This window comes from Streptomyces sp. AV19 (assembly GCF_015999245.1).
Lineage (GTDB): Bacteria > Actinomycetota > Actinomycetes > Streptomycetales > Streptomycetaceae > Streptomyces.
On the sequence record NZ_JAEAMR010000010.1, the window covers coordinates 722,954 to 748,481 of the forward strand.

23 protein-coding genes and 1 pseudogene are annotated in these 25,528 nt (G+C 72.3%); 18 read left to right on the forward strand and 6 right to left on the reverse strand.

Annotated elements, in window-relative coordinates:
- The first annotated feature begins 58 nt into the window (after positions 1-58).
- The 8 genes from I5Q34_RS21795 (at position 59) to I5Q34_RS21830 (ending at position 8,712) form a co-directional block, all read left to right on the forward strand.
- Positions 59-1,174: a quinone-dependent dihydroorotate dehydrogenase gene (locus I5Q34_RS21795; RefSeq protein ID WP_199893981.1), complete on the forward strand. Its 1,116-nt coding sequence runs from the start codon at positions 59-61 to the stop codon at positions 1,172-1,174.
- 109 nt (positions 1,175-1,283) lie between these two features.
- On the forward strand, positions 1,284-2,144 hold the full coding sequence (pyrF, locus tag I5Q34_RS21800) for an orotidine-5'-phosphate decarboxylase (protein WP_199893982.1): 861 nt from the start codon (positions 1,284-1,286) through the stop codon (positions 2,142-2,144).
- A gap of 234 nt (positions 2,145-2,378) precedes the next feature.
- On the forward strand, positions 2,379-2,702 hold the full coding sequence (locus tag I5Q34_RS21805) for an integration host factor, actinobacterial type (protein WP_199893983.1): 324 nt from the start codon (positions 2,379-2,381) through the stop codon (positions 2,700-2,702).
- Between the two features lie 37 nt (positions 2,703-2,739).
- Complete coding sequence (gene gmk, locus I5Q34_RS21810; protein WP_199893984.1) at positions 2,740-3,330, forward strand: guanylate kinase; 591 nt, start codon at positions 2,740-2,742, stop codon at positions 3,328-3,330.
- 33 nt (positions 3,331-3,363) lie between these two features.
- A complete protein-coding gene (gene rpoZ, locus I5Q34_RS21815) occupies positions 3,364-3,636 on the forward strand; it encodes a DNA-directed RNA polymerase subunit omega (protein ID WP_049718421.1) in 273 nt (90 codons plus the stop codon).
- A gap of 97 nt (positions 3,637-3,733) precedes the next feature.
- Positions 3,734-4,936, forward strand: coding sequence for a bifunctional phosphopantothenoylcysteine decarboxylase/phosphopantothenate--cysteine ligase CoaBC (gene coaBC, locus I5Q34_RS21820; protein WP_199893985.1), 1,203 nt, complete (start codon positions 3,734-3,736; stop codon positions 4,934-4,936).
- A 185-nt stretch (positions 4,937-5,121) separates the two neighbouring features.
- Entirely contained in the window at positions 5,122-6,330 is a 1,209-nt protein-coding gene (gene metK, locus I5Q34_RS21825; RefSeq protein WP_199893986.1) for a methionine adenosyltransferase, read from the forward strand.
- Positions 6,331-6,585: 255 nt separating this feature from the next.
- Positions 6,586-8,712 (forward strand): primosomal protein N', encoded by a 2,127-nt coding sequence (locus I5Q34_RS21830; RefSeq protein WP_277965387.1) that lies wholly within the window; start codon positions 6,586-6,588, stop codon positions 8,710-8,712.
- Positions 8,713-8,878: 166 nt separating this feature from the next.
- On the opposite strand, the gene I5Q34_RS21835 is transcribed toward I5Q34_RS21830, so the two are convergent.
- Positions 8,879-9,391 carry a hypothetical protein gene (locus tag I5Q34_RS21835; RefSeq protein ID WP_199893987.1) on the reverse strand — a complete coding sequence of 171 codons (513 nt, stop codon included), beginning with the start codon at positions 9,389-9,391 and terminating at the stop codon, positions 8,879-8,881.
- A 273-nt stretch (positions 9,392-9,664) separates the two neighbouring features.
- Between I5Q34_RS21835 and fmt the strand changes: the two genes are divergently transcribed.
- The 7 genes from fmt to I5Q34_RS21870 all read left to right on the forward strand — a co-directional run bounded on the left by fmt (position 9,665) and on the right by I5Q34_RS21870 (position 18,158).
- Entirely contained in the window at positions 9,665-10,609 is a 945-nt protein-coding gene (gene fmt / locus I5Q34_RS21840) for a methionyl-tRNA formyltransferase (RefSeq protein ID WP_199893988.1), read from the forward strand.
- Between the two features lie 39 nt (positions 10,610-10,648).
- Positions 10,649-12,085, forward strand: coding sequence for an RsmB/NOP family class I SAM-dependent RNA methyltransferase (locus I5Q34_RS21845; protein ID WP_199893989.1), 1,437 nt, complete (start codon positions 10,649-10,651; stop codon positions 12,083-12,085).
- Positions 12,086-12,151: 66 nt separating this feature from the next.
- Complete coding sequence (rpe, locus tag I5Q34_RS21850; protein WP_199893990.1) at positions 12,152-12,838, forward strand: ribulose-phosphate 3-epimerase; 687 nt, start codon at positions 12,152-12,154, stop codon at positions 12,836-12,838.
- Positions 12,839-12,964: 126 nt separating this feature from the next.
- A complete protein-coding gene (locus I5Q34_RS21855) occupies positions 12,965-13,951 on the forward strand; it encodes a sugar-binding transcriptional regulator (protein WP_199893991.1) in 987 nt (328 codons plus the stop codon).
- Positions 13,952-14,284: 333 nt separating this feature from the next.
- Complete coding sequence (locus I5Q34_RS21860) at positions 14,285-15,727, forward strand: GuaB1 family IMP dehydrogenase-related protein (RefSeq protein WP_199893992.1); 1,443 nt, start codon at positions 14,285-14,287, stop codon at positions 15,725-15,727.
- Between the two features lie 343 nt (positions 15,728-16,070).
- On the forward strand, positions 16,071-17,615 hold the full coding sequence (locus tag I5Q34_RS21865; protein ID WP_199893993.1) for an amino acid permease: 1,545 nt from the start codon (positions 16,071-16,073) through the stop codon (positions 17,613-17,615).
- Positions 17,616-17,702: 87 nt separating this feature from the next.
- A complete protein-coding gene (locus I5Q34_RS21870; RefSeq protein ID WP_199893994.1) occupies positions 17,703-18,158 on the forward strand; it encodes an Lrp/AsnC family transcriptional regulator in 456 nt (151 codons plus the stop codon).
- Between the two features lie 12 nt (positions 18,159-18,170).
- Here I5Q34_RS21870 and I5Q34_RS21875 read toward each other — a convergent pair whose 3' ends face one another.
- The gene (locus tag I5Q34_RS21875; RefSeq protein WP_199893995.1) at positions 18,171-19,001 is read right to left on the reverse strand and encodes an alpha/beta fold hydrolase; all 831 of its coding nucleotides are present in this window, start codon (positions 18,999-19,001) and stop codon (positions 18,171-18,173) included.
- A 52-nt stretch (positions 19,002-19,053) separates the two neighbouring features.
- Positions 19,054-19,539 carry a DUF2269 family protein gene (locus I5Q34_RS21880; RefSeq protein WP_199893996.1) on the reverse strand — a complete coding sequence of 162 codons (486 nt, stop codon included), beginning with the start codon at positions 19,537-19,539 and terminating at the stop codon, positions 19,054-19,056.
- 101 nt (positions 19,540-19,640) lie between these two features.
- Between I5Q34_RS21880 and I5Q34_RS21885 the strand changes: the two genes are divergently transcribed.
- From I5Q34_RS21885 to I5Q34_RS21895, 3 genes are all read left to right on the forward strand, one after another.
- Positions 19,641-20,093, forward strand: coding sequence for a MarR family winged helix-turn-helix transcriptional regulator (locus tag I5Q34_RS21885; protein ID WP_199893997.1), 453 nt, complete (start codon positions 19,641-19,643; stop codon positions 20,091-20,093).
- 184 nt (positions 20,094-20,277) lie between these two features.
- Positions 20,278-21,078, forward strand: a complete 801-nt coding sequence (locus tag I5Q34_RS21890; RefSeq protein ID WP_199893998.1) for a carbon-nitrogen hydrolase family protein — start codon at positions 20,278-20,280, stop codon at positions 21,076-21,078.
- A gap of 57 nt (positions 21,079-21,135) precedes the next feature.
- Positions 21,136-22,833 (forward strand): NAD(P)/FAD-dependent oxidoreductase, encoded by a 1,698-nt coding sequence (locus tag I5Q34_RS21895; protein WP_199893999.1) that lies wholly within the window; start codon positions 21,136-21,138, stop codon positions 22,831-22,833.
- A 68-nt stretch (positions 22,834-22,901) separates the two neighbouring features.
- Here I5Q34_RS21895 and I5Q34_RS21900 read toward each other — a convergent pair whose 3' ends face one another.
- From I5Q34_RS21900 to I5Q34_RS21910, 3 genes and pseudogenes are all read right to left on the reverse strand, one after another.
- The gene (locus I5Q34_RS21900; RefSeq protein WP_199894000.1) at positions 22,902-23,594 is read right to left on the reverse strand and encodes a DUF5995 family protein; all 693 of its coding nucleotides are present in this window, start codon (positions 23,592-23,594) and stop codon (positions 22,902-22,904) included.
- A gap of 153 nt (positions 23,595-23,747) precedes the next feature.
- Positions 23,748-25,037, reverse strand: a pseudogene (locus I5Q34_RS21905) (uracil-xanthine permease family protein); the annotation flags it as partial.
- Entirely contained in the window at positions 24,980-25,372 is a 393-nt protein-coding gene (locus tag I5Q34_RS21910; RefSeq protein ID WP_199894001.1) for a hypothetical protein, read from the reverse strand. The pseudogene I5Q34_RS21905 and the gene I5Q34_RS21910, both read right to left, overlap by 58 nt.
- Between the last annotated feature and the right edge of the window lie 156 nt (positions 25,373-25,528).

A 25,528-nucleotide genomic window follows, 5' to 3' on the forward strand; every position in this document is an offset into this window, starting at 1 on the left:
GGACGAGGAGGGGGACACCGGGAGGTGTCCCCCTCTCCATGACCCCCGAAGGCTGGACATGTACCGACTCTTCTTCGACCTGATCTTCAAGCGCATGGACCCCGAGAAGGCCCACCACCTGGCCTTCGGCTGGATCCGCGCCCTCGCCCGGATCCCCGTCCTGCGCACCTTCGCCGCCGCCGTCCTCGCGCCGCGGCACAAGGAGCTGCGCACCGAGGCCCTCGGCCTGCGGATGCACGGGCCCTTCGGCCTGGCCGCCGGCTTCGACAAGAACGCCGCCGCGATCGACGGCATGGCGATGCTCGGCTTCGACCACGTCGAGATCGGCACCGTCACCGCCCAGCCGCAGCCCGGCAACCCCAAAAAGCGGCTCTTCCGGCTGGTCGCCGACCGGGCCCTGATCAACCGGATGGGGTTCAACAACGACGGCTCGGCCGCCGTCGCCGCGCGCCTCGCCGCCCGCGAGGCGGTCTTCCGGACCACCGTCGGCGTCAACATCGGCAAGACGAAGATCGTCCCCGAGGACGGGGCCGTCGCCGACTACGTCGCCTCCACCGAGCGCCTGGCCGCCCACGCCGACTACCTGGTCGTCAACGTCTCCTCGCCCAACACGCCGGGGCTGCGCGACCTCCAGGCCGTGGACCACCTGCGCCCGCTGCTGACCGCCGTCCGCGAGGCCGCCGACCGCACCGTCACCGGCCGCCGCGTGCCGCTGCTGGTCAAGATCGCACCCGACCTCGCCGACGAGGACGTGGACGCCGTCGCCGACCTCGCCGTGGAGCTCGGCCTCGACGGCATCATCGCCACCAACACCACCATCGCCCGCGACGGCCTCGGGCTGCGCACCCCCAAGCGCACCGTCGAGGCCATCGGCGCGGGCGGCCTGTCGGGCGCCCCCCTCAAGGAGCGCTCGCTGGAGGTCCTGCGCCGGCTGTACGCCCGCGTCGGCGACCGGATCACCCTCGTGGGCGTGGGCGGCGTCGAGACCGCCGACGACGCCTGGGAGCGCATCCTGGCCGGCGCCACCCTGGTCCAGGGCTACAGCGCCTTCATCTACGAGGGCCCCTTCTGGTGCCGCCGGATCCACCGCGGCCTCGCCGAGAAGCTGGCCGCCAGCCCGTACGCCACCCTCGCGGAGGCGGTGGGGGCCGCCGCCCGGGAGAAGTCGGCGTGACCCGGCCGGCCACGGGTGTGGGCAGTCGTTCCGCAGGGCGGAACGGGTGGGCACCCCCGACCACCGGCCCGCACCTGATCACCGCGCCCCAGACCACCGGAGGAACCCTGTGACCCACCCCGCCGAACCCTTCGGCGCCCGCCTGCGCCGCGCCATGGACGAGCGCGGACCGCTGTGCGTCGGCATCGACCCGCACGCCGCGCTGCTCGAAGCCTGGGGCCTCGGCGACGACATCGCCGGCCTGGAGCGCTTCGCGCACACCGTCGTGGAGGCGCTCGCCGACCGCGTGGCCGTCCTCAAGCCGCAGTCCGCCTTCTTCGAGCGGTTCGGCTCGCGCGGCGTCGCCGTCCTGGAGCGGACCGTGGCCGAGGCCCGCGCCGCCGGGGCCCTGGTGCTCATGGACGCCAAGCGCGGCGACATCGGCTCCACCATGGCCGCCTACGCCGCCACCTACCTCGACCCGGCCTCCCCGCTGTTCTCCGACGCCGTGACCGTCAGCCCGTACCTCGGCTACGGCTCGCTGCGCCCCGCGCTGGACCTGGCCCGCGAGAGCGGCACCGGCGTCTTCGTGCTCGCCCTGACCTCCAACCCGGAGGGCGCCGAGGTGCAGCACGCCGTGCGCGCCGACGGCGCGAGCGTCGCGGCGACGATGCTCGGCCACCTGCGCGCGGAGAACGCGGGGGCCGCGCCGATGGGCTCGTACGGCGCGGTCGTCGGGGCCACGCTGTCCGGCAGCCTCGCGGCGGCTCGGGCCGGTCTGGCCATCAACGGCCCGCTGCTCGCCCCCGGGATCGGCGCCCAGGGCGCCACCGCGGCCGATCTGCCGAAGGTCTTCGGCCCGGCCGTCCGCGACGTCGTCCCCAACGTCAGCCGCGGCGTGCTGCGGCACGGGCCCGACGCGGCGGCCCTGCGGGCGAGCGCGGAGCGGTTCGCCGACGAGGTCCGTGAGGCCGTGGCGGGGGCCGCCTGAGGACCTCCGAGGAGGGTCCTGCCGGGAAATTGATGGCCGGTATGTCTGGAAAAGTCCTGGTCGGGCAAGGCTGACCAGGACTTTTCCGCTGTTCTCGCTGACTGGAGCGGGATCGGCCGCTAGTCTCCGACAAGAGCGAACGTGCAAGCGCGTTGCTCGTTGCTCCCCAGGTGTGGGCCGACTAGGTTCTCACCGGTCCTTATCCGACAGTTCGACATCCGAGGTGACGTAGGCGTGGCTCTTCCGCCCCTTACCCCTGAACAGCGCGCAGCCGCGCTCGAAAAGGCCGCCGCGGCTCGCCGGGAGCGCGCCGAGGTCAAGAATCGGCTCAAGCACTCCGGCGCCTCGCTGCACGAGGTCATCAAGCAAGGCCAGGAGAACGACGTCATCGGCAAGATGAAGGTCAGCGCCCTCCTGGAGAGCCTCCCCGGTGTGGGCAAGGTCCGCGCCAAGCAGATCATGGAGCGGCTCGGAATCTCCGAGAGCCGCCGTGTGCGCGGTCTCGGCACCAACCAGATCGCCTCCCTGGAGCGGGAGTTCGGCAGCAGCGCGGCCTGATTTCCCAGGCACTCCCGGAAACCGGGATAATCGCTCCATGAGTACTGCAGTCTCCCGGGGGACGTCCCCCGTCCCCCCGGCCAGACGCCCGCGGCTGACCGTGCTCTCCGGCCCCTCCGGGGTCGGCAAGAGCACGGTCGTCGCCCACATGCGCAAGGCCCACCCCGAGGTATGGCTCTCGGTCTCCTGCACCACCCGCAAGCCGCGCCCCGGCGAGCAGGACGGTGTCCAGTACTTCTTCGTCAACGACGAGGAGTTCGACAAGCTGGTCGCCAACGGCGAGCTGCTGGAGTGGGCCGAGTTCGCGGGCAACCGCTACGGCACCCCGCGCCGGGCCGTCCTCGACCGCCTGGAGGCCGGGGAGCCGGTCCTCCTGGAGATCGACCTCCAGGGCGCCCGGCAGGTCCGCGCGTCCATGTCCGACGCGCAGCTGGTCTTCCTCGCCCCGCCCGGCTGGGACGAGCTGGTCCGCCGGCTGACCGGCCGGGGCACCGAGTCGCCCGAGGTCATCGAGCGGCGGCTGGCGGCGGCCCGCACGGAGCTGGCGGCGGAGTCGGAGTTCGACACCACGCTGGTCAACACCTCCGTCGAGGACGTGGCCCGTGAGCTGCTAGCCTTGCTGCGCTGAACATCTTTCTTCACCCCCATCGGAAGGCAGAGAGTGTCCTCTTCCATTACTGCGCCCGAGGGCATCATCAACCCGCCGATTGATGAGCTGCTCGAGGCAACCGACTCGAAGTACAGCCTCGTGATCTACGCCGCCAAGCGCGCGCGCCAGATCAACGCGTACTACTCGCAGCTCGGCGAGGGCCTGCTGGAGTACGTCGGCCCGCTGGTGGACACCCACGTCCACGAGAAGCCGCTCTCCATCGCGCTCCGCGAGATCAACGCGGGTCTGCTGACCTCCGAGGCCATCGAGGCCCCGGCGGCGTAAGCAGCGATCGTCTTCACCAAGGGCCCGGCAGCACGGCTGCCGGGCCCTTGGTGTGTCATAGAGCTTGTAGGGAACGAGAGTGCGGGGAGCAACCGGCATGGACAAGCCGAAGGTCGTCCTGGGGGTCAGCGGCGGGATCGCCGCCTACAAGGCGTGTGAGCTGCTGCGCAGACTGACGGAGTCCGGGCACGACGTACGCGTGGTGCCCACCGCGTCCGCCCTCAACTTCGTCGGCGAGGCCACCTGGTCCGCGCTGTCCGGCCACCCCGCGGTCACCCAGGTGTGGGAGTCGGTCCACGAGGTCCCGCACGTGCGGATCGGGCAGGAGGCCGACCTCGTCGTGGTCGCCCCGGCCACCGCCGACATGCTGGCCAAGGCCGCCCACGGACTGGCCGACGACCTGCTGACCAACACCCTGCTCACCGCCCGCTGCCCGGTCGTCTTCGCGCCCGCGATGCACACCGAGATGTGGGAGAACCAGGCCACCCGGGAGAACGTGGCCACGCTGCGCCGACGCGGCGCCGTGGTGATCGAGCCCGCCGTCGGCCGGCTCACCGGCGTGGACACCGGCAAGGGCCGGCTGCCCGACCCCGGCGAGATCTTCGAGGTCTGCCGCCGGGCGCTGGCGCGTGGGACGCACGCCGCCGACCTGGCCGGCCGCCACGTCGTCATCAGCGCGGGCGGCACCCGCGAGCCGCTGGACCCGGTGCGCTACCTGGGCAACCGCTCCTCGGGGCGGCAGGGGTACGCCCTGGCCCGGACGGCCGTCGCCCGGGGCGCGCGGGTGACGCTCGTCTCGGCCAACACCGAGCTGGCCGACCCGGCGGGGGCGGACGTGGTGCGCGTCGGCACCGCCGTCCAGCTGCGCGAGGCGGTGCTCAAGGCCGCCGAGGACGCGGACGCCGTGGTGATGGCGGCCGCCGTCGCCGATTTCCGGCCCGCCCACTACGCCACCGGGAAGATCAAGAAGAAGGACGGCGAGGAGCCGGCGCCCGTGGAGCTCATCCGCAACCCGGACGTCCTCGCCGAGCTGTCGGCCGAACGGGCGCGTCCCGGCCAGGTCGTCGTGGGTTTCGCCGCGGAGACCGACGACGTGCTGGCCAACGGCCGGGCCAAGCTCGCCCGCAAGGGCTGCGATCTGCTCGTGGTGAACGAGGTGGGGGAGGAGCGCACCTTCGGCTCGGCCGAGAACGAGGCCGTGGTGCTCGCCGCCGACGGGAGCGCCACCGAGGTCCCGTACGGCCCGAAGGAGGCCCTCGCCGACGTCGTCTGGGACCTGGTTTCGGAGCGCCTGGGCTGATGTGATCGCAAGTATTCCTGGGGCGGCAGTGGCAAGTGTCACAGGCTGTGGCGTCAGTGATCCGTGACGGGAGGTTCGCCTCGGCCCGAGGGCGGATAAACTGACACCGGTTCCGCGTCGAGCGCAGCTCTCGGCCCGGGCCGTCAAATGATCAGCCAGCAGCCGCTGCAACCCCAGGGAGCGATGTGTCCCGCCGCCTGTTCACCTCGGAGTCCGTCACCGAGGGTCACCCTGACAAGATCGCTGACCAGATCAGCGACACCATTCTCGACGCCCTCCTGAGGGAGGACCCGACGTCCCGCGTCGCCGTCGAGACCCTGATCACCACCGGCTTGGTGCACGTCGCCGGTGAGGTCACGACCAAGGCCTACGCGCCGATCGCGCAGCTGGTGCGCGACAAGATCCTCGAGATCGGTTACGACTCGTCGAAGAAGGGCTTCGACGGCGCCTCCTGCGGCGTCTCGGTGTCCATCGGCGCGCAGTCCCCGGACATCGCGCAGGGTGTCGACTCCGCCTACGAGACCCGCGTCGAGGGCGACGAGGACGAGCTCGACAAGCAGGGCGCCGGCGACCAGGGCCTGATGTTCGGCTTCGCCTGCGACGAGACGCCCGAGCTCATGCCGCTGCCCATCAGCCTGGCGCACCGGCTTTCCCGCCGTCTGACCGAGGTTCGCAAGAACGGGACCATCCCGTACCTGCGCCCCGACGGCAAGACCCAGGTCACCATCGAGTACGACGGCAACAAGGCCGTCCGCCTCGACACCGTGGTCGTCTCCTCGCAGCACGCGTCCGACATCGACCTGGACTCGCTGCTCGCGCCCGACATCCGCGAGTTCGTCGTCGAGCACGTGCTCAAGGAGCTCGTCGAGGACGGCACCAAGCTGGACACCGACGGCTACCGCCTGCTGGTGAACCCGACCGGCCGCTTCGAGATCGGCGGCCCGATGGGCGACGCCGGCCTCACCGGCCGCAAGATCATCATCGACACCTACGGCGGCATGTCCCGCCACGGCGGCGGCGCCTTCTCCGGCAAGGACCCGTCCAAGGTCGACCGCTCGGCCGCCTACGCGATGCGCTGGGTCGCGAAGAACGTCGTCGCGGCGGGGCTGGCTGCCCGCTGCGAGGTGCAGGTCGCGTACGCGATCGGCAAGGCGGAGCCGGTGGGTCTGTTCGTCGAGACCTTCGGCACGAACACGGTCGAGACCGAGAAGATCGAGTCCGCCGTCGCCGAGGTCTTCGACCTCCGCCCGGCCGCGATCATCCGCGACCTGGACCTGCTGCGTCCGATCTACGCGCAGACCGCCGCGTACGGCCACTTCGGCCGTGAGCTGCCCGACTTCACGTGGGAGCGCACGGACCGCGTGGACGCGCTGCGCAAGGCTGCGGGGCTGTAGTTTCTTGGGGTTGTGAACGGCCCGGGGTGCGTTTGGCGCCCCGGGCCGTTCGCGTTGTTGGAGTGCCCCGGCCCCGCCCTTTCGCCGTTTCCCGGGGAGACCCCGGACCCCGTCCGGCGCTTGAGGACCAACGCGGCGCAGCCGCGTCGCCCCCGCGCGGAGCGCGGTGAGAAACGGTGAAAGGGCGGGGCAGGGGCAAACCCCCTTCCGGGCACCCGGCCGCCACTGTCAGCGCCCTCTGCTAAGACTGGAGCCGTGAGCAGCGACAACGACCCGCAGGCCGAGCAGCTCGCCCTGATCAGGGAGAGCGTGCGCAAGGCCAAGGCGCCCCGTGCCAAGCCGCGCACCTGGCGTGGGGCCGAGCTCGCCAAGGAGCGGCCGGTCGCCCGCGTGCTGGTCGACAAGGGGCCGGTGCATCTGGACAAGCTGTGGGACTACGCCGTCCCGGCCGAGCTGGACGCCGACGCCCGACCCGGCGTCCGCGTCCGCGTCCGCTTCGGCGCGGGCACGCGGAACGTCAGGGACGGCCGGAGGGAAGGCGGCGGTCTCCTCGACGGCTTCATCGTGGACCGGGTGGACGAGTCGGAGTACCGCGGACCGCTCGCCGCCATCGCCCAGGTGCTGTCGCCCGAGCCTGTGCTCGGCCCGCAGCTGCTGAGCCTGTGCCGGGCCGTGGCCGACCGGTACGCGGGCTCCCTCGCCGACGTGCTGCAGCTGGCCGTGCCGCCCCGGCACGCCCGCATCGAGGCGGAGCCCCCACTGGCCCCGCTGCCGCCCCCGGCCGAGCCCGGGCCCGGCAGCTGGGAGCGCTACCCGACGGGCCGGGCCTATCTGGACGCGCTCGCCCGGGGCGACTCCCCGCGCGCGGTGTGGACGGCGCTGCCCGGCCCCCACTGGGCCGAGGAGCTCGCCCGCGCCGCCGCCGTGGCGCTCGCCTCGCGGCGCGGCGCGCTGATCGTCGTCCCCGACGGACGGGCCGCGGCCCGGGTGGACGCCGCGCTGACCGGGCTGCTCGGCGAGGGCCGGCACGTGCTGCTCACCGCCGACACCGGGCCCGAGGAGCGCTACCGGCGCTGGCTGGCGGTCAACCGCGGTGCCGTACGGGCCGTGGTCGGCACGCGCGCGGCGATGTTCGCCCCGGTGCGCGACCTCGGGTTCGTCGCGATCTGGGACGACGGCGACTCCAGCCACAGCGAGCAGCACGCGCCCCAGCCGCACGCCCGGGAGGTGCTGCTGCTGCGCGCGGCGCAGGAGAAGGCGGCGTTCCTGCTGGGCGCCTTCGGCTGCACGGTCGAGGCCGCGCAGCTGGTCCGCACCGGCTGGGCCCTGCCGCTCGCCGCGGACCGCGAGCGGATACGGGCCGTCGCTCCCCTGGTCCGCACGGTGGGCGACGGCGATCTCGCCCGGGACGAGGCGGCGCGGGCCGCCCGGCTGCCCTCGCTCGCCTGGCGGGCCGCCCGTGAGGGGCTCCGGGACGGACCGGTCCTGGTCCAGGTGCCGCGCCGCGGTTACGTCCCCCGCCTCGCCTGCGAGCGCTGCCGCGAGCCCGCACGCTGTGGACACTGCGCGGGTCCCCTGGAGGCGCGCGGCGACGACGGCGCCCTGCACTGCGGCTGGTGCGGGACCGAGGCCCGCGACTGGCACTGCCCGGAGTGCGGCGGCACCCGGCTGCGCGCCCAGGTCGTGGGTGCCCGGCGCACCGCCGAGGAGCTGGGCCGGGCGTTCCCCGCCGTGCCCGTGCGCACCTCCGGGCGCGATCACGTGCTGGACACCGTGCCGGGCACGCCCGCGCTGGTCGTCGCCACGCCCGGCGCCGAGCCGGTCGCCGAGGGCGGCTACGCGGCGGCCCTGCTGCTGGACGGCTGGGCCCTGCTCAACCTGCCGGACCTGCGGGCCGGGGAGGAGGCACTGCGCCGCTGGCTGGCGGCGGCCGCGCTGGTGCGGGGGCAGGAGTCGGGCGGCCGGGTCGTCGTCGTGGCCGAGCCCACGCTGCGTCCCGTGCAGGCGCTGGTGCGCTGGGATCCGGCGGGGCACGCGGTGCGCGAGCTGGCGGAGCGGGAGGAGCTCGGCTTCCCGCCCGTGTCGCGGATGGCGTCCGTCAGCGGTCCCGCGGAGGCCGTCGCGGAGTTCCTCGAGCTCGCGGAGCTGCCGGAGGGCGCCGATGTGCTCGGGCCCGTCCCGGTGCCCGCGGCGGTCGCGGGGCGGCCGCGCCGGGCCGGCGACGCCCCGGTGGGGGAGCGGTGGGAGCGCGCGCTGGTGCGGGTGCGCCCCGGCCGGGGAGCGGCCCTGGCCGCCGCGCTCAAGACCGCCCAGGCGGTGCGGCTGACACGGCGGGAGGGCGCCCCCGTGCGGCTGCGGATGGACCCGCCGGACATCGGCTGAGCCCGACGGCCAGGCCGTGTCCGATGGCTGTCGACACCGCCGCCTCGCCGGAACGGATGCTCCCTGTGAGGCAGTCGGCAGCTCACGAGGCCTGCCGCGTGACGCGGGCGGGCTCGCCCGGCGGCAGCTCAAGAGCCATCGGACAGGCCCTGGGCCGCCGGTGGCCTCAGCCGTTGCGCGGGCCGGGGAAGGCGCTGGGGCGGGGCTCCTCGCGGAGCGAGCCGGAAGGCTGGCCGGGGACCGAGCGGGCGGCCGGCACCACCGGCACCGCCCCCGCGGCGACCGGCGCGTTCTGCTCCGCCGCCGCGTTGTCCGCGGAGTTCTGGCCGTTCGCCCGGCGGGCCCCGTAACGGCGGTGCACCGCCTGCTTGGTGACGCCCAGCGCCGAACCCACCGCGTCCCACGAGAAGCCCAGCGAGCGGTCGAAGTCCACCGCCGCCGTGACCAGCGTCTCGACGCTGTCCCGCAGCTCCTGCGCCAGCCGGACGGTCGGCGCCGGGGCCCGGCCGTAGACCACGAAGCCCGCGGAGGGACCCGTACGGCGTGGACGGTAGACATTGCCCAGCTGAGCGGTCAGGGTACGCAGCGCGTCCACCTGTCGGCGGACCCGCTCGATGTCCCGGACCAGAAGATGCAGGCTGGCTCGCGCCTGGGCGTCATGGGTGGCGTGGTCGGGCATCAACAAGCCTCTCGGACCGGCGGTGAACGGGACGCGGGGGAAGGAGAGTTGACGACCGACGACAGCGGGCCGCGGCCGCGGCCCGCTGCTGTCCGGTCAATCTCTCTTGACCCAACGATTGACCCAACGCGCCAAGGCCGGACGGGTCACGGTATGGGGGCGCACATCCGCCGGAATGAGGCGTGCGCTGCCCCGCGCGCCCCTTGCGTACGGGCCCGCCCCTAGACTGGTGCGCCGTCCCGCTCGGCGCGTGAGAGGTAGTGTTCGCCACCCATGAGGCTTGTCTTCGCCGGTACCCCCGAGGTCGCCGTCCCGGCCCTCGACGCCCTGCTCGCCTCCGACCGCCACGAGGTCGTCGCCGTCGTCACCCGGCCCGACGCCCCCGCCGGACGCGGCCGCCGCATGGTCGCCAGCCCCGTCGCCGAGCGCGCGGAGGAGGCCGGCATCGAGGTGCTCAAGCCGAACCGCCCGCGTGACGAGGACTTCCTCGCCCGCCTCCGCGAGATCGCGCCCGACTGCTGCCCCGTCGTCGCCTACGGCGCCCTGCTGCCGAAGGCCGCCCTGGACATCCCCGTCCACGGCTGGGTCAACCTCCACTTCTCGCTGCTCCCGGCCTGGCGCGGTGCCGCCCCCGTGCAGCACGCGGTGCTGGCCGGCGACGAGGTCACCGGCGCCTCCACCTTCCGCATCGAGGAAGGGCTGGACTCCGGCCCGGTCTTCGGCGTCCTCACCGAGCAGGTCCGCCCCACCGACACCAGCGGTGACCTGCTGACGCGGCTGGCCTTCGCCGGCTCCGGGCTGCTCGCCGCCACTATGGACGGCATCGAGGACGGCACCCTCGAGGCCGTCCCGCAGCCCGCCGAGGGCGTCTCGCTCGCCCCCAAGATCAGCGTCGAGGACGCCCGCGTCGACTGGTCCGCGCCCGCCCTGCGCTGCGACCGCGTCGTCCGGGGCTGCGCCCCCGCGCCCGGCGCCTGGACGGTCTTCCGCGGCGAGCGGCTGAAGGTGATGTCGCTGGCGCTCACCGCGGACCGCACCGGTCTCGCGCCGGGCGAGCTCGTGGTCGGCAAGAACTCCGTCCACACGGGCACCGGTTCGCACGCCGTCGAGCTGCTGTGGGTGCAGCCGCAGGGCAAGAAGCCGATGAAGGCCGCCGACTGGGCCCGCGGCGTGCGCATCGCCCCGGGCGAGAAGCTCGGCGACGGGGCGGCCGCGTAGGCTGGAGCCCTTCGTCATCCCAGCTCCGGAGCACCTTTAGTGAACGATCAGCCGCCTCGTCGGAAAAACGGCCGTCCCGCGAAGCCGCACCGCCGGCCCAAGAAGGACCCGGTCCGGATCCTCGCCTTCGAGGCGCTGCGGGCCGTCGACGAGCGGGACGCGTACGCGAACCTGGTGCTCCCGCCCCTGCTCCGCAAGGCCCGGGAGAAGGACGGCTTCGACCACCGCGACGCGGCCCTCGCCACCGAGCTGGTCTACGGCACGCTGCGCCGCCAGGGCACCTACGACGCCGTCCTCGCCGCCTGTGTCGACCGCCCGCTGCGCGAGGTGGACCCGCCGGTGCTGGACGTGCTCAGCCTCGGCGCCCACCAGCTGCTCGGCACCCGGATCCCGCCGCACGCGGCCGTGTCCGCCACCGTCGAACTGGCCCGATGCGTCCTCGGCGACGGCCGGGCGAAGTTCGTCAACGCCGTGCTGCGCAAGGTCACCGCGCACGACCTCGACGGCTGGCTGGAGCGGGTCGCCCCGCCCTACGACGAGGACCCCGAGGAGCACCTCGCCGTCGTCCACTCCCACCCGCGCTGGATCGTCTCCGCCCTGTGGGACGCGCTCGGCGGCACCCGCGCCGGGATCGAGGACCTGCTGGAGGCGGACAACGAGCGCCCCGAGGTGACCCTGGTCGCCCGCCCCGGCCGGATCGGCACCGACGAGCTGCTGGCCGGGCTCGGCGCGGACCACGCGCTGCCCGGCCGCTGGTCGCCGCAGGCCGTGCGGCTCACCGAGGGCGGCGAGCCCGGCGCGATCGACGCCGTGCGCGAGGGCCGCGCCGGGGTCCAGGACGAGGGCAGCCAGCTCGTCGCCCTCGCCCTGGCCGCCGCCCCGGTGGACGGCCCGGACCGGCGCTGGCTCGACGGCTGCGCCGGCCCCGGCGGCAAGGCCGCCCTGCTCGGCGCCCTCGCCGCCCGGCGCGGCGCCGCCCTGCTGGCCGCCGAACGCCAGCCGCACCGCGCCCGCCTGGTCGGCCGCGCCCTGGCCGGCAACCCGGGCCCGTACCAGGTCGTCACCGCCGACGGCACCCGCCCGCCGTGGCGCGAGGGCGCCTTCGACCGCGTCCTCGTCGACGTGCCCTGCACGGGCCTCGGCGCCCTGCGCCGCCGTCCCGAGGCCCGCTGGCGGCGGCGTCCGGAGGACGTGGCCGCCTTCGGCCCCCTCCAGCGCGACCTGCTGCGCGAGGCGCTGCGCGCCGTCCGCGTCGGCGGCGTCGTCGGCTACGCGACCTGCTCCCCGCACCCGGCGGAGACCCGGGCCGTCGTGGACGACGTGCTCAAGCGGCAGGGGGTCGAGGCCGAGTGGATCGACGCCCGCCCGCTGATGCCCGGCGTCCCGGCCCTCGGGGACGGCCCCGACGTCCAGCTCTGGCCCCACCTGCACGGTACCGACGCCATGTACCTGGCACTTCTGCGCCGTACGGCCTGACGGCGGGGCCTCGTCGCAGCCGGGGGCCGTGCGAGGCGCGGCCCCCGGACATGGCAGGCTTGGGGCATGACCGTCCAGATCAACCCCAGCATCCTGAGCGCGGACTTCGCCCGCCTCGCCGCCGAGGCGGAGGCCGTCAAGGGCGCCGACTGGCTCCATGTCGACGTCATGGACAACCACTTCGTCCCGAACCTCACGCTCGGGGTGCCGGTCGTCGAGTCGCTCAGCAGGGCCACCGACACTCCGCTGGACTGCCACCTGATGATCGAGGACCCGGACCGCTGGGCCCCGCAGTACGTCGAGGCGGGCGCCGGGTCCGTCACCTTCCACGCCGAGGCCGCCGCCGCCCCGGTGCGGCTCGCGCGGGAGATCCGGGCCAAGGGGGCACGGGCGTCCATGGCGCTGAAGCCCGCGACGCCCATAGAGCCCTACGAGGACCTGCTCCCCGAGCTCGACATGCTGCTGATCATGACCGTCGAGCCCGGCTTCGGCGGCCAGAAGTTCCTCGACATCATGCTGCCCAAGATCCGCCGCACCCGGCAGCTGATCGACCGGCACGGGCTGGAGCTCTGGCTCCAGGTGGACGGCGGCGTCTCGGCCGAGACCATCGAGCGCTGCGCCGACGCCGGTGCCGATGTGTTCGTGGCGGGATCGGCCGTTTACGGTACCGATGACCCGGCGGCCGCCGTACGCTCACTGCGTGAGCTCGCGGAGACGGCCACCGCGGCCGCGCCCTGGGCCTGCGCACACTGAGGCCTCCCGGCCCCGGGGCCGGGGCGAGATCGAGGACCCGCCGTTTCTGACAGGATGACGGTCGAGTCCACAGCGGAAGACAGCAGTGAGGAGAACGCGGTGTCGACGGGCCGTTCAGTGACGCCGATGGGGCCCGCCGAGCTCGTGCAGGCGGCGGCCATGGCCCGCCGCTTCTACCTGGAGGGCAAGTCCAAGATCCAGATCGCCGAGGAGTTCGGCGTCAGCCGCTTCAAGGTGGCCCGGGTCCTGGAGACGGCACTCGAACGCGACCTGGTGCGCATCGAGATCCGGGTGCCCGCCGAGCTGGACGCGGAGCGCTCCGACGCGCTGCGCTCCCGCTACGGGCTGCGGCACGCGGTCGTCGTCGAGTCCCCGGCCGACGCGGCCGACGACGCGCCCGACCCGGAGAACCTCGGCGAGGTGGCGGCCGGCCTGCTCGGCGAGCTGGTGCACGAGGGCGACGTCCTCGGCCTGGCCTGGGGCCGCTCCACCATCCACATGGCGGCCGCCCTGCACCGGCTGCCGCCGTGCACGGTCGTCCAGCTGACGGGCGTCTACGACGCGGGCACCGCCGAGCGCGGCTCGGTGGAGGCCGTCCGCCGGGCGGCCCAGGTCTCCGGCGGCGAGGCGCACCCGATCTACGCCCCGATGCTGCTGCCCGACCCGGCCACGGCGGCCGCGCTGCGCGGCCAGACGGGCATCGCGCGGGCCTTCGACTACTTCGACAAGGTCACCGTCGCGGCCGTCTCCATCGGCTCCTGGGAGCCGGGCATCTCGACGGTGTACGACATGCTGTCCGACGAGGAGCGCGCGCACTACGCGTCGCTGGGCGCCGCCGCGGAGATGTCGGCCCACCTCTTCGACGCGGAGGGCCGGCGGATCGGCCGTGACCTGGGGGAGCGCTGCATCACGGTCGAGGCGGACCGGCTGCGGCGCATACCGGAGGTCGTGGCGATCGCGGGTGGGCAGCGGAAGGCCGCCGCGATCGGGGCGGTGCTGCGGTCGGGGCTGGTGACCAGTCTGGTCACGGACACCGCTGCGGCGGACTTTTTGCTGAACGAGTTCGAGCCGGCGCCGCGGCCTGCTTTGGACCGGGCCGACCCGGACGTCTGACGATTCGGGGAGGGTTCGTGCCCCTGGTCCTCCCCCAGAGGGGGCACCCCCATTTCACCGTTTCTTCCGGGGAGACCCCGGACCCCATTCGCCCTTCGGGCGAAGCGGAGCGCCAGGAAACGGTGAAAGGGCGGGCCAGGGGCAACCCCCCTCGGCGGAAACCACAGCCGCCCCGCACAACACTCTGGCCAAAGCAACAGAATGCGCAGATCATTCGCCATCAGCCCACTTCATCGTGGATGATGGGTCCAGGAACCTCAGCCCGATCCGGCGCTGGTTCGAGCTGACTCCCCACCCGCTCTGTAGATCAATTTCGCAGGTGAGAGAGCCAGTATGCGTTTCCTCAACGATCAGAAGCCGCCGTACGACCTGACGTACGACGACGTCTTCATGGTGCCCAGCCGCTCCGCGGTCGGTTCGCGCCAGGGCGTCGACCTCTCCTCGCCCGACGGCACGGGCACCACCATCCCGCTCGTGGTCGCGAACATGACCGCGATCGCCGGCCGCCGCATGGCGGAGACCGTCGCCCGCCGCGGTGGCATCGTCGTCATCCCCCAGGACATCCCGATCGAGGTCGTCACCGAGGTCATCTCCTGGGTCAAGGGCCGCCACCACGTGCTCGACACCCCGATCGTCCTCGCCCCCACCCAGACCGTCGCCGACGCGCTCAGCCTCCTGCCCAAGCGGGCCCACGGCGCCGGCGTCGTGGTCGACGCGGACCACCGCCCCGTCGGCGTCGTCACCGAGCACGACCTGACCGGCGTGGACCGCTTCACCCAGCTGTCCGAGGTCATGTCCAAGGAGCTGTTGCTCCTCGACGCCGGCATCGACCCGCGCGAGGCGTTCAACCAGCTCGACGCCGCGCACCGCAAGCTCGCCCCCGCCGTGGACAAGGACGGCAAGCTCGCCGGCATCCTCACCCGCAGGGGCGCCCTGCGCGCGACGCTGTACACCCCGGCCGTGGACAAGGACGGCAAGCTGCGCATCGCCGCCGCCGTCGGCATCAACGGCGACTTCGTGGCCAAGGCCGAGCAGCTGCTCGAGGCGGGCGTGGACACGCTCGTCATCGACACCGCGCACGGCCACCAGGAGACGATGATCGCTGCGATCAAGGCCGTCCGCGCGCTCGACCCGCAGGTCCCGATCGTCGCCGGCAACATCGTCGCCGCCGAGGGCGTGCGCGACCTCATCGAGGCCGGCGCCGACATCATCAAGGTCGGTGTGGGTCCGGGCGCCATGTGCACCACCCGCATGATGACCGGTGTGGGCCGCCCGCAGTTCTCCGCGGTGCTCGAGTGCGCCGCCGAGGCCAAGAAGTACGGCAAGCACGTCTGGGCCGACGGTGGCGTCCGTCACCCGCGCGACGTCGCCATGGCCCTGGCCGCGGGCGCGTCCAACGTCATGATCGGCTCCTGGTTCGCCGGCACGTACGAGTCGCCGGGCGACCTGCAGCAGACCGCCGACGGGCGCTTCTACAAGGAGTCCTTCGGCATGGCCTCGGCCCGCGCGGTGCAGAACCGCACCTCGGAGGAGTCCGCCTACGACCGCGCCCGCAAGGGCCTGTTCGAGGAGGGCATCTCCACCTCGCGGATGTTCCTCGACCCGTCCCGTCCGGGCGTCGAGGACCTGATCGACTCGATCATCGCGGGTGTCCGTTCATCCTGCACCTACGCGGGTGCCGGCTCCCTCGCGGAGTTCCACGAGCGGGCCGTCGTCGGCGTCCAGAGCGCCGCCGGTTATGCGGAGGGCAAGCCGCTGCACGCCAGCTGGCAGTAGTTTCACAGCAGCCCGGAAAAGGGGCGCGGCCGTCATGGCCGCGCCCCTTTTCGTCGCTCCGGCACCAGCTGTGGTTGACGCCTACATGTACCGATTCGTAAGGTGACATGCAACGAACGTCCATTCTTGGCATGCAGACGCAACGATCGTACGGGCATGCGCAAGAATGGTGCATTACGAGCGCGGGCCCTCACCTCGTAGGGTTCCGCGCAGTACGTGGAGTGGCGGGTACCGCTTGCTCGCGGTCCCCCTCCTTCCCGGGTTGCTCATCCTGCCGACGCGCCCGCGGGTGACCGCTGCGGTACCGGTGTGTCCACCGGCAGCGATGAACGGAGCGACCTCAGTGTTGGATCAAGGCACAGCGCCCCCCGCCGCCGGCAACGGCAAGCGAAACCCGCAGCCGCCTGCCGGACTGGGCTCCCGCCTCATGCGGCGCAAGCCGGTCGAACGCCTGGTCGCCGAGAGCGGCCAGGGTGAGGGCGGCACCCTGCGCCGTTCGCTCGGCATGTGGCAGCTGACGATGATCAGCATCGGTGCCACGCTGGGCACCGGCATCTTCGTGGTGCTCGGTACGGCCGTGCCGAAGGCCGGGCCCGCCGTGGTGATCTCGTTCGTCCTCGCCGGTCTCACCGCGCTCTTCTCCGCGCTGTCCTACGCCGAGCTGGCCGGCACGATCCCGGTCTCCGGCTCCTCGTACTCCTACGCCTACGCCACGCTCGGCGAGGCCATCGCCTGGATCTGCGGCTGGTGCCTGATCCTCGAGTACGGCGTCTCGGTCGCGGCCGTCGCCGTCGGCTGGGGCCAGTACCTCAACGAGCTGCTCGACGGGACCATCGGCGTCACCATCCCCGCGTCCCTGGCCAACCCGCCGGGCGACGGTGGCATCTTCAACGTGCCGGCGCTGCTCGTGGTGCTGCTGTGCATGGCGTTCCTGCTCGGCGGCGCCAAGGAGAGTGCCCGGGCCAACGCGATCATGGTCGGTGTGAAGATCGCCGCGCTGCTGCTCTTCTGCGCCGTCGCCTTCATCGGCATCCGGGCGGGCAACTACTCGCCCTTCATGCCGCTGGGCCTGGCCGGCGTCAGCACCGCCGGTGCCACGCTGTTCTTCTCCTACATCGGCTTCGACGCCGCCTCCACCGCGGGCGAGGAGGCCAAGAACCCCAAGCGGGACCTTCCGAAGGCGATCATGCTGTCGCTGCTGATCGTCACCGTGCTCTACGTGCTGGTGGCCGCGGTCGCCGTCGGTGCCCTGCCGTGGGGCGAGTTCGAGGGATCCGAGGCCGCCCTCGCCGGGATCATGGAGGACGTCACCGGCCAGAGCTTCTGGGCCGTGCTGCTGGCGGCCGGCGCCGTGATCGCCATCGCGAGCGTCGTGCTGACCGTGCTCTACGGACAGACCCGCGTCCTCTTCGCGATGGCCCGCGACGGCCTGGTGCCGAAGACCTTCGCCAAGGTCAGCCGCAAGGGCGTGCCCGTCGCCAACACCGTCATCGTCTGCCTCTTCTGCGGCGTCCTGGCCGCCGCCGTCCCGCTGGCCGAGCTGGCCGACGCCACCAGCATCGGCACGCTCTTCGCGTTCGCCCTGGTCAACGTCGCGGTCATCGTGCTGGGGATCAAGCGGCCGGACATGAAGCGGACCTTCCGGGTGCCGCTCTCCGGGGTGCGCGTCCCGCTCGGGGGCGGCCGGTCGGTGGCTCTGTCCGCGGTCTTCCCGGCCATCGGTTTCGCCCTGTGTGTGTTCATGATGACCCAGCTCTCGTTCATCACCTGGGAGGTCTTCGGCGGCTGGATGGTCGTCGGGTTCCTGGTCTACTTCCTCTATGGGATGCGGAACTCGCGCCTGGCCAAGGAGGGCAAGGAAGCCGTCGAGGCCCCCGCGGAGGCCTGATCCGTACCCGCGGGTCGGGGTGACTCCCGGGTACGTGATCTACTGCTCGTAGCAGAGCAGGTACCCGAGAAAAGTGATCCACCCGCAGTGCGACTCAACGAGCTCGACGAACGTATCGTCCACGCCCTGGCCGAGGACGCCCGGCGTTCCTACGCCGACATCGGCGCCGAGGTCGGCCTGTCCGCGCCCGCGGTGAAGCGGCGCGTGGACAGGCTCCGGGCCGAGGGGGCCATCACCGGGTTCACCGTACGGGTGGACCCGGGGGCGCTCGGCTGGGAGACCGAAGGTTTCATCGAGCTCTACTGCCGCCGCAACACCTCGCCGGAGGCGATCCACCGGGGACTCTCGCGGTATCCGGAAGTGGCGTCGGCCTCCACCGTGACCGGGGAGGCCGACGCCATCGTGCAGATCTTCGCCTCCGACATGCGGCACTTCGAGCGGGTGCTGGAACGGATCGCGGGGGAGCCGTTCGTCGAGCGGACGAAGTCGGTGCTGGTGCTGTCGCCGCTGCTGCGCCGCTTCACCTCGGGAGCGCCGTCGTAGGGCGTCCGCCCCTCAGGCCTTGCGCAGGAAGTCCAGGAGGACGCCCGTGAGTTCGGCCGGTGCGTCCTCCTGCACCAGGTGGCCCGCTCCGGGGACGGTCTCGAGAACCGCCCCGGGGATCCGCGCGGCCAGCTCGTGCCCCCGCTCCAGCGGGATCCACGCGTCGTCCGCGCCCCAGCAGACGCGCACCGGCACGCGTATCTCCCCGTACCGCTCCTGGATCTCGTCCGTCCAGCGCTGGTCCGCCTGCGCGATCTGCCGGTAGAACGCCGGCTGCCCGGCGTCGCCGAGCCAGGGCTCGACGAGCCGGTCGAGGACGGCGGGGTGCAGCCCGGGGCTGCTGGCCGAGGAGACGTACTCCCGGACCAGCGCCTCGTGCAGGGCGGGCGGCAACTGCTCGAAGACCGCGGCGTGTTCGCCCACGAGGCGGAAGAACGGCGAGCCCCACGGCGCCAGCGCGACCGGGTCGACGAGGGCGAGCGCCCGGTAGCGCGCCCCGTGCAGCAGGTGGGCCCGCAGGGCGACCGCGCCACCGAAGTCGTGGGCGACGACGAGTGGTCCGGCCAGCTCCCAGTGGGCGAGGAGCTCGGTGAAGGCACGTCCCTGGGCGTCCAGGGACACGTCCTGGCCCTCGGCCTTCTCCGACTGTCCGTAGCCGGGCATGTCCCAGACGTACACCTGGTGGTCGCGGGCGAGCGACCGGGCCACCGCGCGCCAGACGAAGGACGAGAACGGCGTGCCGTGTAGCAGCACGACCGGGGGCCGGTCGGCCCTGCCGAGCCGGTCCCAGCGGATCTCGCCGTTCGGGCCGGCGAAAGTCCTGGTCAGTTGCCAGTCGTTCATGATGCTGCCTCCTGGTCGGGTGTCCGATCACGAGGTGTCGATCCTGCCCGGCTCATGCCCCCGTCGTCGAGCCGGGGCGGATGATCATGAGTACCGTCACCACCGCCCAGGCCAGGGAGAACAGCCCGGTGATGATGCCCAGCCGGGGCAGGCCCGAGGCGAGCGCGGTGACCTCGGCGGGGTCGCGGTCCTTGTCGTCGAGGGCGTCGATGATGGCGTCCTGGGAGAAGACCGCGAACGCCAGCAGGATCGCCGCCACGACGGTGATCACGATCGAGACGGTCAGCCAGGTGTCCCCGAGGGCTCCCATCGCCATGGCGGTCGCGAGCCCGAGGAGGGGGACGGCGGCGGAGACGCCCGCGTAGACCCGGGTGACCCGGTGGAGCAGCCGCAGGGCGGAGGTGCCCTTCGGCGTGCGGTCGCCGTCCGGGGCCAGTACCTGCCGCGCATAGCGGGGGAACAGGCTGGCGGCCACCGTCGACGGCCCTATGAGGATGATCGCTCCCAGGACGTGCAGGCTGAGCAGGAGTTTGGTCATGACGGAATCCGCTCTTCGGAGTTTCAGTCGGACTTAAACATGGTGACGGCACGCTAGCATCCCTCCGGGGTGCGCAGATCGAAGGGTGAGGAGGCATGGGCATGAGCGAGGACGAGCCGGCGGCGTCCCTTCCGCTGTCCCTGCTGCTCATCGGCGCGGGCCGGTTCACCCAGGACGCGGCCAACCGCGCCCTCGCCGAGCGGGGCGACCGCTCACTGCGCCTGATGGGCGCGCTCGGTCACCTGGTCCATGAACCCGGCCTGTCCTACAGCGAGTTGGCCCGCCGGGCCGGGGTGACGGCGCAGAGCATGCAGGCCACCGTCGTGCAACTGGAGCGGGTCGGCGCGGTGGCCCGGGCCACCCCCGCCGGGCGGGGGCGCACCGCCGCCCTCCACGTCACCGACGAGGGGCACCGGATGCTGGGCGAGATGCGGCAGGCCCTGGCCGGGCTGGAGGAACCGCTGACCGAGGGGCTCTCCGCGGAGGAGCGGGCCGTGCTGACCGCGGCCCTGCTGCGGGTGGCGGCCAACGCGAAGGCCGCCTCCGCCCGCTGAGCGACGCCGGGAGCGGTGCGCAACGAATCGCCGCTCTCCCGGGAAAAGGCGCAACGAATCATCCGGAACCGCGCAACATTCGTCCCTTGTCGCATGGAGTTACCGGGCCGTACCGTCAAGGCGTTTAACGAAACCTTGTCTGAAAGCTCCTTGAACATCCCCCACTCCGACCTCAAGAGGACGCATGAACCCGCTGCGTATCGCGCTGTACCAAGGCCCCGGCGGCGTTCCCTCCTCCACGGCGGAGTCCCTCGACGCGCTGGAGACGGCGGCCCGGCGGGCCGCGGAGGCCGGTGCCCGGCTGCTGCTCACCAATGAGCTGTACCTGACCGGCTACGCGCTGGGCGCCTCCGTCGTGGACCGGGCCGAGCCCGCCGACGGCCCCGGTGCCGAGGCCGTGGCCCGGATCGCGGCCGCGTACGGACTGGCCGTCGGCTACGGCTACCCCGAGCGCGACGGCGCCCGGATCTTCAACTCCCTCCAGCTGATGGGCCCGCAGGGCACCCCGCTCGCCCACTACCGCAAGACGCACCTCTTCGGCGACTTCGAGACGACGTACTTCACGCCCGGCGACGAGGCCGTCGTACAGACCGAGCTCGACGGCGTCCGGCTCGGACTGCTGGTCTGCTACGACGTCGAGTTCCCGGAGACCGTGCGGGCGCACGCCCTCGCGGGTACCGAGCTGCTGCTCGCGCCGACCGCCCTGATGCGGCCCTACGAGATCGTCCCGCAGACGATCGTCCCGGCCCGGGCCTGGGAGAGCCAGCTCTACATCGCCTACGTCAACCGGTGCGGCAGCGAAGGGGAGTTCGCCTTCGCCGGGCTGTCGTGCCTCGCAGCCCCGGACGGGACCGTACGGGCCCGGGCCGGCGCGGGCGAGGACCTGCTGGTCACCGAGGCCGACCCCGCCCTGCTCCGGCGCTCGCGCGCCGAGAACACCTATCTCGCCGACCGGCGCCCCGAGCTCTACACCCGGCTCGTCTGAGCCCGCACCACCTTTCTTCTTCACTGTCAGCCCCCCGCGACCAGGAGAGTCCCGCCGATGACGTCCACGGTGCCCACCGCCGTCCACGACGAGCAGGTCCCCCAGAACGAGCCGCCGATCACCATGTTCGGCCCGGACTTCCCGTTCGCCTACGACGACTTCCTCGCGCACCCCGCGGGCCTGGGCCAGATACCGGCCACCGAGCACGGCGCCGAGGTCGCGATCATCGGCGGCGGGCTCTCGGGCATCGTGGCCGCCTACGAGCTGATGAAGATGGGCCTCAAGCCCGTCGTCTACGAGGCCGACCAGATCGGCGGGCGCCTGCGCACCGTGGGCTTCGAGGGCTGCGATGGCGATCTCACCGCCGAGATGGGCGCGATGCGCTTCCCGCCGTCCTCCACCGCCTTCCAGCACTACATCGACCTGGTGGGGCTGGAGACCCGGCCGTTCCCCAACCCGCTGGCGCCCGGCACCCCGTCCACCGTCGTGGACCTCAAGGGCGAGTCCCACTACGCGGAGACGATCGAGGATCTGCCGCAGGTCTACCGCGACGTGGCCGACGCGTGGAACGCCTGCCTGGAGGAGGGTGCCGACTTCTCCGACATGAACCGCGCCATGCGCGAGCGCGACGTGCCGCGCATCCGCGAGATCTGGGCGAAGCTGGTCGAGAAGCTCGACAACCAGACCTTCTACGGCTTCCTCTGCGAGTCGGAGTCCTTCAAGTCCTTCCGGCAGCGGGAGATCTTCGGCCAGGTCGGCTTCGGCACCGGCGGCTGGGACACCGACTTCCCCAACTCCATCCTGGAGATCCTCCGCGTCGTCTACACCGAGGCCGACGACCACCACCGCGGGATCGTCGGCGGCAGCCAGCAGCTGCCGCTGCGCCTGTGGGAGCGCGAGCCGCAGAAGCTCGTCCACTGGGCGCCGGGGACCTCGCTTTCCTCCCTGCACGACGGCGCGCCGCGGCCGGCCGTCACCCGGCTGCACCGCACGGCGGGCAACCGGATCACGGTCACCGACGCGAGCGGCGACATCCGCACCTACGCGGCCGCCGTCTTCACCGCGCAGTCGTGGATGCTGCTGTCGAAGATCGAGTGCGACGACGAGCTCTTCCCCATCGACCACTGGACGGCGGTCGAGCGCACCCACTACATGGAGTCGTCCAAGCTCTTCGTCCCGGTGGACCGGCCCTTCTGGCTGGACAAGGACGAGAACGGCCGCGACGTGATGTCGATGACGCTCACCGACCGGATGACGCGCGGCACTTACCTCCTGGACGACGGGCCGGACAAGCCCGCCGTGATCTGCCTCTCGTACACCTGGTGCGACGACAGCCTCAAGTGGCTTCCGCTGTCGGCCAACGAGCGGTTGGAGGTCATGCTCAAGTCGCTCGGCGAGATCTACCCGGGCGTCGACATCCGCAAGCACATCATCGGCAACCCGGTGACGATCTCCTGGGAGAACGAGCCCTACTTCATGGGCGCGTTCAAGGCGAACCTGCCCGGTCACTACCGTTACCAGCGGCGGCTGTTCACCCACTTCATGCAGGACCGTCTGCCCGAGGACAAGCGCGGCATCTTCCTCGCGGGCGACGACATCTCCTGGACGGCGGGCTGGGCCGAGGGCGCCGTGCAGACCGCGCTCAACGCGGTGTGGGGTGTGATGCGCCACTTCGGCGGGGCGACGGACCCGGTCAACCCGGGCCCGGGCGACGTCTACGACGAGATCGCCCCCGTCGAGCTGCCGGAGGACTGACCGCCGCACGGCCGGGCGCGGGCGCGGCGGGACGGGGCGGTGCTCCGCTCCCCGCCGCGCCTCCTGCGTCATCCCAGTGGAGTGAGCAGACATCGCCCCACCAGCCCCACGCTCGCGTCCACCCGGTCCTCGAACTCGGCCGCCACCTCCGGTCGTTCGCGCAGTGCCCACAGGGCGCGGAAGGCGGCCCAGGCGGCGGCGCGGGCCGCCTCCAGGGTCCACGACCCCAGCAGGTGGGTGAGCGGATCGGCGACGTCCAGCGCGTCCGGCCCCGGCATCAGGGTCTCGCGGATCCGCTCCTCCAGGGAGACGAGCAGCTCGCCGATCCGGTGGAAGTCCCCTTCCAGCTCCCGCGGTTCGGCGCCCGTGTCCCGGCAGGTGTCGGCCAGGGCGAGCGGAAGGTCGTGCCCGATGTGGGCGTTGATGCCCGCGAGGGCGAACTGCACGGGCCGGACGGCCGGATGGCCGCGGAGCTGGAACAACGGCCGCCAGCAAGCGGGCGGTCTTCGCCCCGCCGCCGCCTCGTCCACCGCGGTCAGATAGCGGCCGGCGAACAGGACGTCCAGCGTGGTGGTGGCCGTGCGGTCCCGGAAGGCGCCGGCGGTCACCCGGCGCCCTACCTCCTCGGTGACCGTCAGATATACGCGGTTGAAGACCGCCACCCCGTCCCGCGGCGGCAGTCCGGCCGCCAGGCCGCGCATGCGGGCGAGCACTCCGTCGATGCCGGCGGGAGCCGCCGGCCGCATCCCAGTCGTCGTCATGTACGCAGAGTGACACGCGAATACGGAGAGTAGGGAGAATCTCCGTCGGGTTCACCGGAACGGGTGACGGAGCGTGACGACGCTGCTTACGTGACGACGATGCTTATGTGACGACGCTGCTTACGGGAGACGATGCTTGCGGGACGGCGCCGCTCAGGCTCGGGGCGTCCGCCGCTCGCCGTCCCGCTCGGCGTCCTCCCGCTCCGCGAGGCTGTCGTAGCCGCTGGTCCCTTCGTCCAGCAGCGGCTCCTGCTTCTTCAGGTGGGCGGGCGCCAGGAAGCGCAGGGCGTGGTAGCCGGTGAGGACCACGATCGTGCCGAGGGCGATGCCGTTCAGCTCGAAGTTCTTGCTGATCTTGAGGCTGACGCCGCCGATGCCGATGATGATGCCCGCCGCGACCGGCACCAGGTTCAGCGGATTGCGCAGGTCGACCTTGTTGTGCACCCAGATCTGCGCGCCGAGCAGGCCGATCATGCCGTAGAGGATGACGGTGATGCCGCCCAGGACGCCGCCCGGAATGGCCGCGACCACCGCGCCGAACTTGGGACAGACGCCGAACAGCAGGGCGAAGACGGCCGCCGCCCAGTACGCGGCGGTGGAGTAGACGCGCGTGGCCGCCATGACGCCGATGTTCTCGGAGTAGGTGGTGTTGGCGGGTCCGCCGACCGCCGTGGAGAGCATCGTCGCCGCGCCGTCGGCGGAGATCGCCGTGCCCAATCGGTCGTCCAGGTTGTCGCCGGTCATCTCGCCGACCGCCTTGACGTGCCCCGCGTTCTCGGCGATCAGCGCGATGACCACGGGCAGTGCCACGAGCGCCGCCGACCAGCCGAACGACGGGGTGTGCAGCGAGGGCAGGCCGATCCAGTCGGCTTTGCCGACGCCGGAGAAGTCCAGTCGCCAGTGGTCGACGGCCTCGGTGCCGCCGTTCACCGAGTGGATCTTCCCGAAGACCCGGTCGAGGACCCAGGAGAGCGCGTAGCCGAAGACCAGTCCGAGGAAGATCGCCACGCGGGACCAGAAGCCGCGCAGGCAGACCACCGCGAGCCCGGTGAAGAGCATGGTCAGCAGCGCCGTCCACTGGTCCTGGGGCCAGTACGTGGAGGCCGTCACCGGGGCCAGGTTGAAGCCGATGAGCATGACCACCGCGCCCGTCACCACGGGCGGCATCGCCGCGTGGATGATGCGCGCGCCGAACCGGCGCACCGCCAGGCCGCTGAGGAACAGCGCACCGCCGACGACGAAGATCGCCCCCGTGACGGCCGCGCTGTCACCGCCCTGGGCGCGGATGACCGCCGCCACCCCGACGAAGGAGAGGCTGCACCCCAGATAGCTGGGGATCCGGCCGCGGGTGGCCAGCAGGAAGAGGATCGTCGCGACGCCCGACATCATGATGGCGAGGTTGGGGTCCAGGCCCATGAGGACCGGACTGACGAATGTGGCTCCGAGAGTACATCACTGGACTTGAGGGGCAGCCACTCCCCAGTGGAGACATCGCCCAGGCGCTCTTCCGCGTCGTTGGCGAGGGCGTCGAGCAGGCGCATCGCGGTAGGGCTGGCGTCGTCTGCCAGGAGCCTGGCAACCAGCTCGAACTCCTTCGGAGTGAAGCGAGCAGCGACCTCTTCCGAGGCGCCCGCAGACGGTTCCCGCGCTCCTTCTGCCGCGCGCCAAGAGGCGATGTTGGCGAGCGTGTTCGCGAGGAACTTCGCGGCGGTGTCCGGCTCGGGGATGGGGCGTACGGGCGCGCGGTTGCCGACGGTCTTGCACTCACCAAGTTCCATGATCGCGATAGTAGTGATCTTGTTCGCATGCGGGAACCGGTGTGCGAATCGCTGCTGGGTGGCCGCTCGATTAATTCATTCAAGAGACGGCGCCGAGGGGCCGCACGGGGCGACACGGCTGTTCGGTTTGTTCCTTGCTGAAGCGATCGACTATGA

What these genes read in the sequence shown, in the direction of transcription:
- I5Q34_RS21875 (WP_199893995.1), bottom strand. Translation starts at nt 19,001, where the DNA reads ATGAACGACTGGCAACTGACCAGGACTTTCGCCGGCCCGAACGGCGAG.
- I5Q34_RS21890 (WP_199893998.1), top strand. Translation starts at nt 20,278, where the DNA reads ATGAACCCGCTGCGTATCGCGCTGTACCAAGGCCCCGGCGGCGTTCCC.
- I5Q34_RS21835 (WP_199893987.1), bottom strand. Translation starts at nt 9,391, where the DNA reads ATGCCCGACCACGCCACCCATGACGCCCAGGCGCGAGCCAGCCTGCAT.
- I5Q34_RS21910 (WP_199894001.1), bottom strand. Translation starts at nt 25,372, where the DNA reads ATGGAACTTGGTGAGTGCAAGACCGTCGGCAACCGCGCGCCCGTACGC.
- I5Q34_RS21895 (WP_199893999.1), top strand. Translation starts at nt 21,136, where the DNA reads ATGACGTCCACGGTGCCCACCGCCGTCCACGACGAGCAGGTCCCCCAG.
- I5Q34_RS21795 (WP_199893981.1), top strand. Translation starts at nt 59, where the DNA reads ATGTACCGACTCTTCTTCGACCTGATCTTCAAGCGCATGGACCCCGAG.
- coaBC (WP_199893985.1), top strand. Translation starts at nt 3,734, where the DNA reads ATGGACAAGCCGAAGGTCGTCCTGGGGGTCAGCGGCGGGATCGCCGCC.
- I5Q34_RS21855 (WP_199893991.1), top strand. Translation starts at nt 12,965, where the DNA reads ATGGGGCCCGCCGAGCTCGTGCAGGCGGCGGCCATGGCCCGCCGCTTC.
- I5Q34_RS21860 (WP_199893992.1), top strand. Translation starts at nt 14,285, where the DNA reads ATGCGTTTCCTCAACGATCAGAAGCCGCCGTACGACCTGACGTACGAC.
- fmt (WP_199893988.1), top strand. Translation starts at nt 9,665, where the DNA reads ATGAGGCTTGTCTTCGCCGGTACCCCCGAGGTCGCCGTCCCGGCCCTC.
- rpe (WP_199893990.1), top strand. Translation starts at nt 12,152, where the DNA reads ATGACCGTCCAGATCAACCCCAGCATCCTGAGCGCGGACTTCGCCCGC.
- gmk (WP_199893984.1), top strand. Translation starts at nt 2,740, where the DNA reads ATGAGTACTGCAGTCTCCCGGGGGACGTCCCCCGTCCCCCCGGCCAGA.
- I5Q34_RS21900 (WP_199894000.1), bottom strand. Translation starts at nt 23,594, where the DNA reads ATGACGACGACTGGGATGCGGCCGGCGGCTCCCGCCGGCATCGACGGA.
- I5Q34_RS21885 (WP_199893997.1), top strand. Translation starts at nt 19,641, where the DNA reads ATGAGCGAGGACGAGCCGGCGGCGTCCCTTCCGCTGTCCCTGCTGCTC.
- I5Q34_RS21880 (WP_199893996.1), bottom strand. Translation starts at nt 19,539, where the DNA reads ATGACCAAACTCCTGCTCAGCCTGCACGTCCTGGGAGCGATCATCCTC.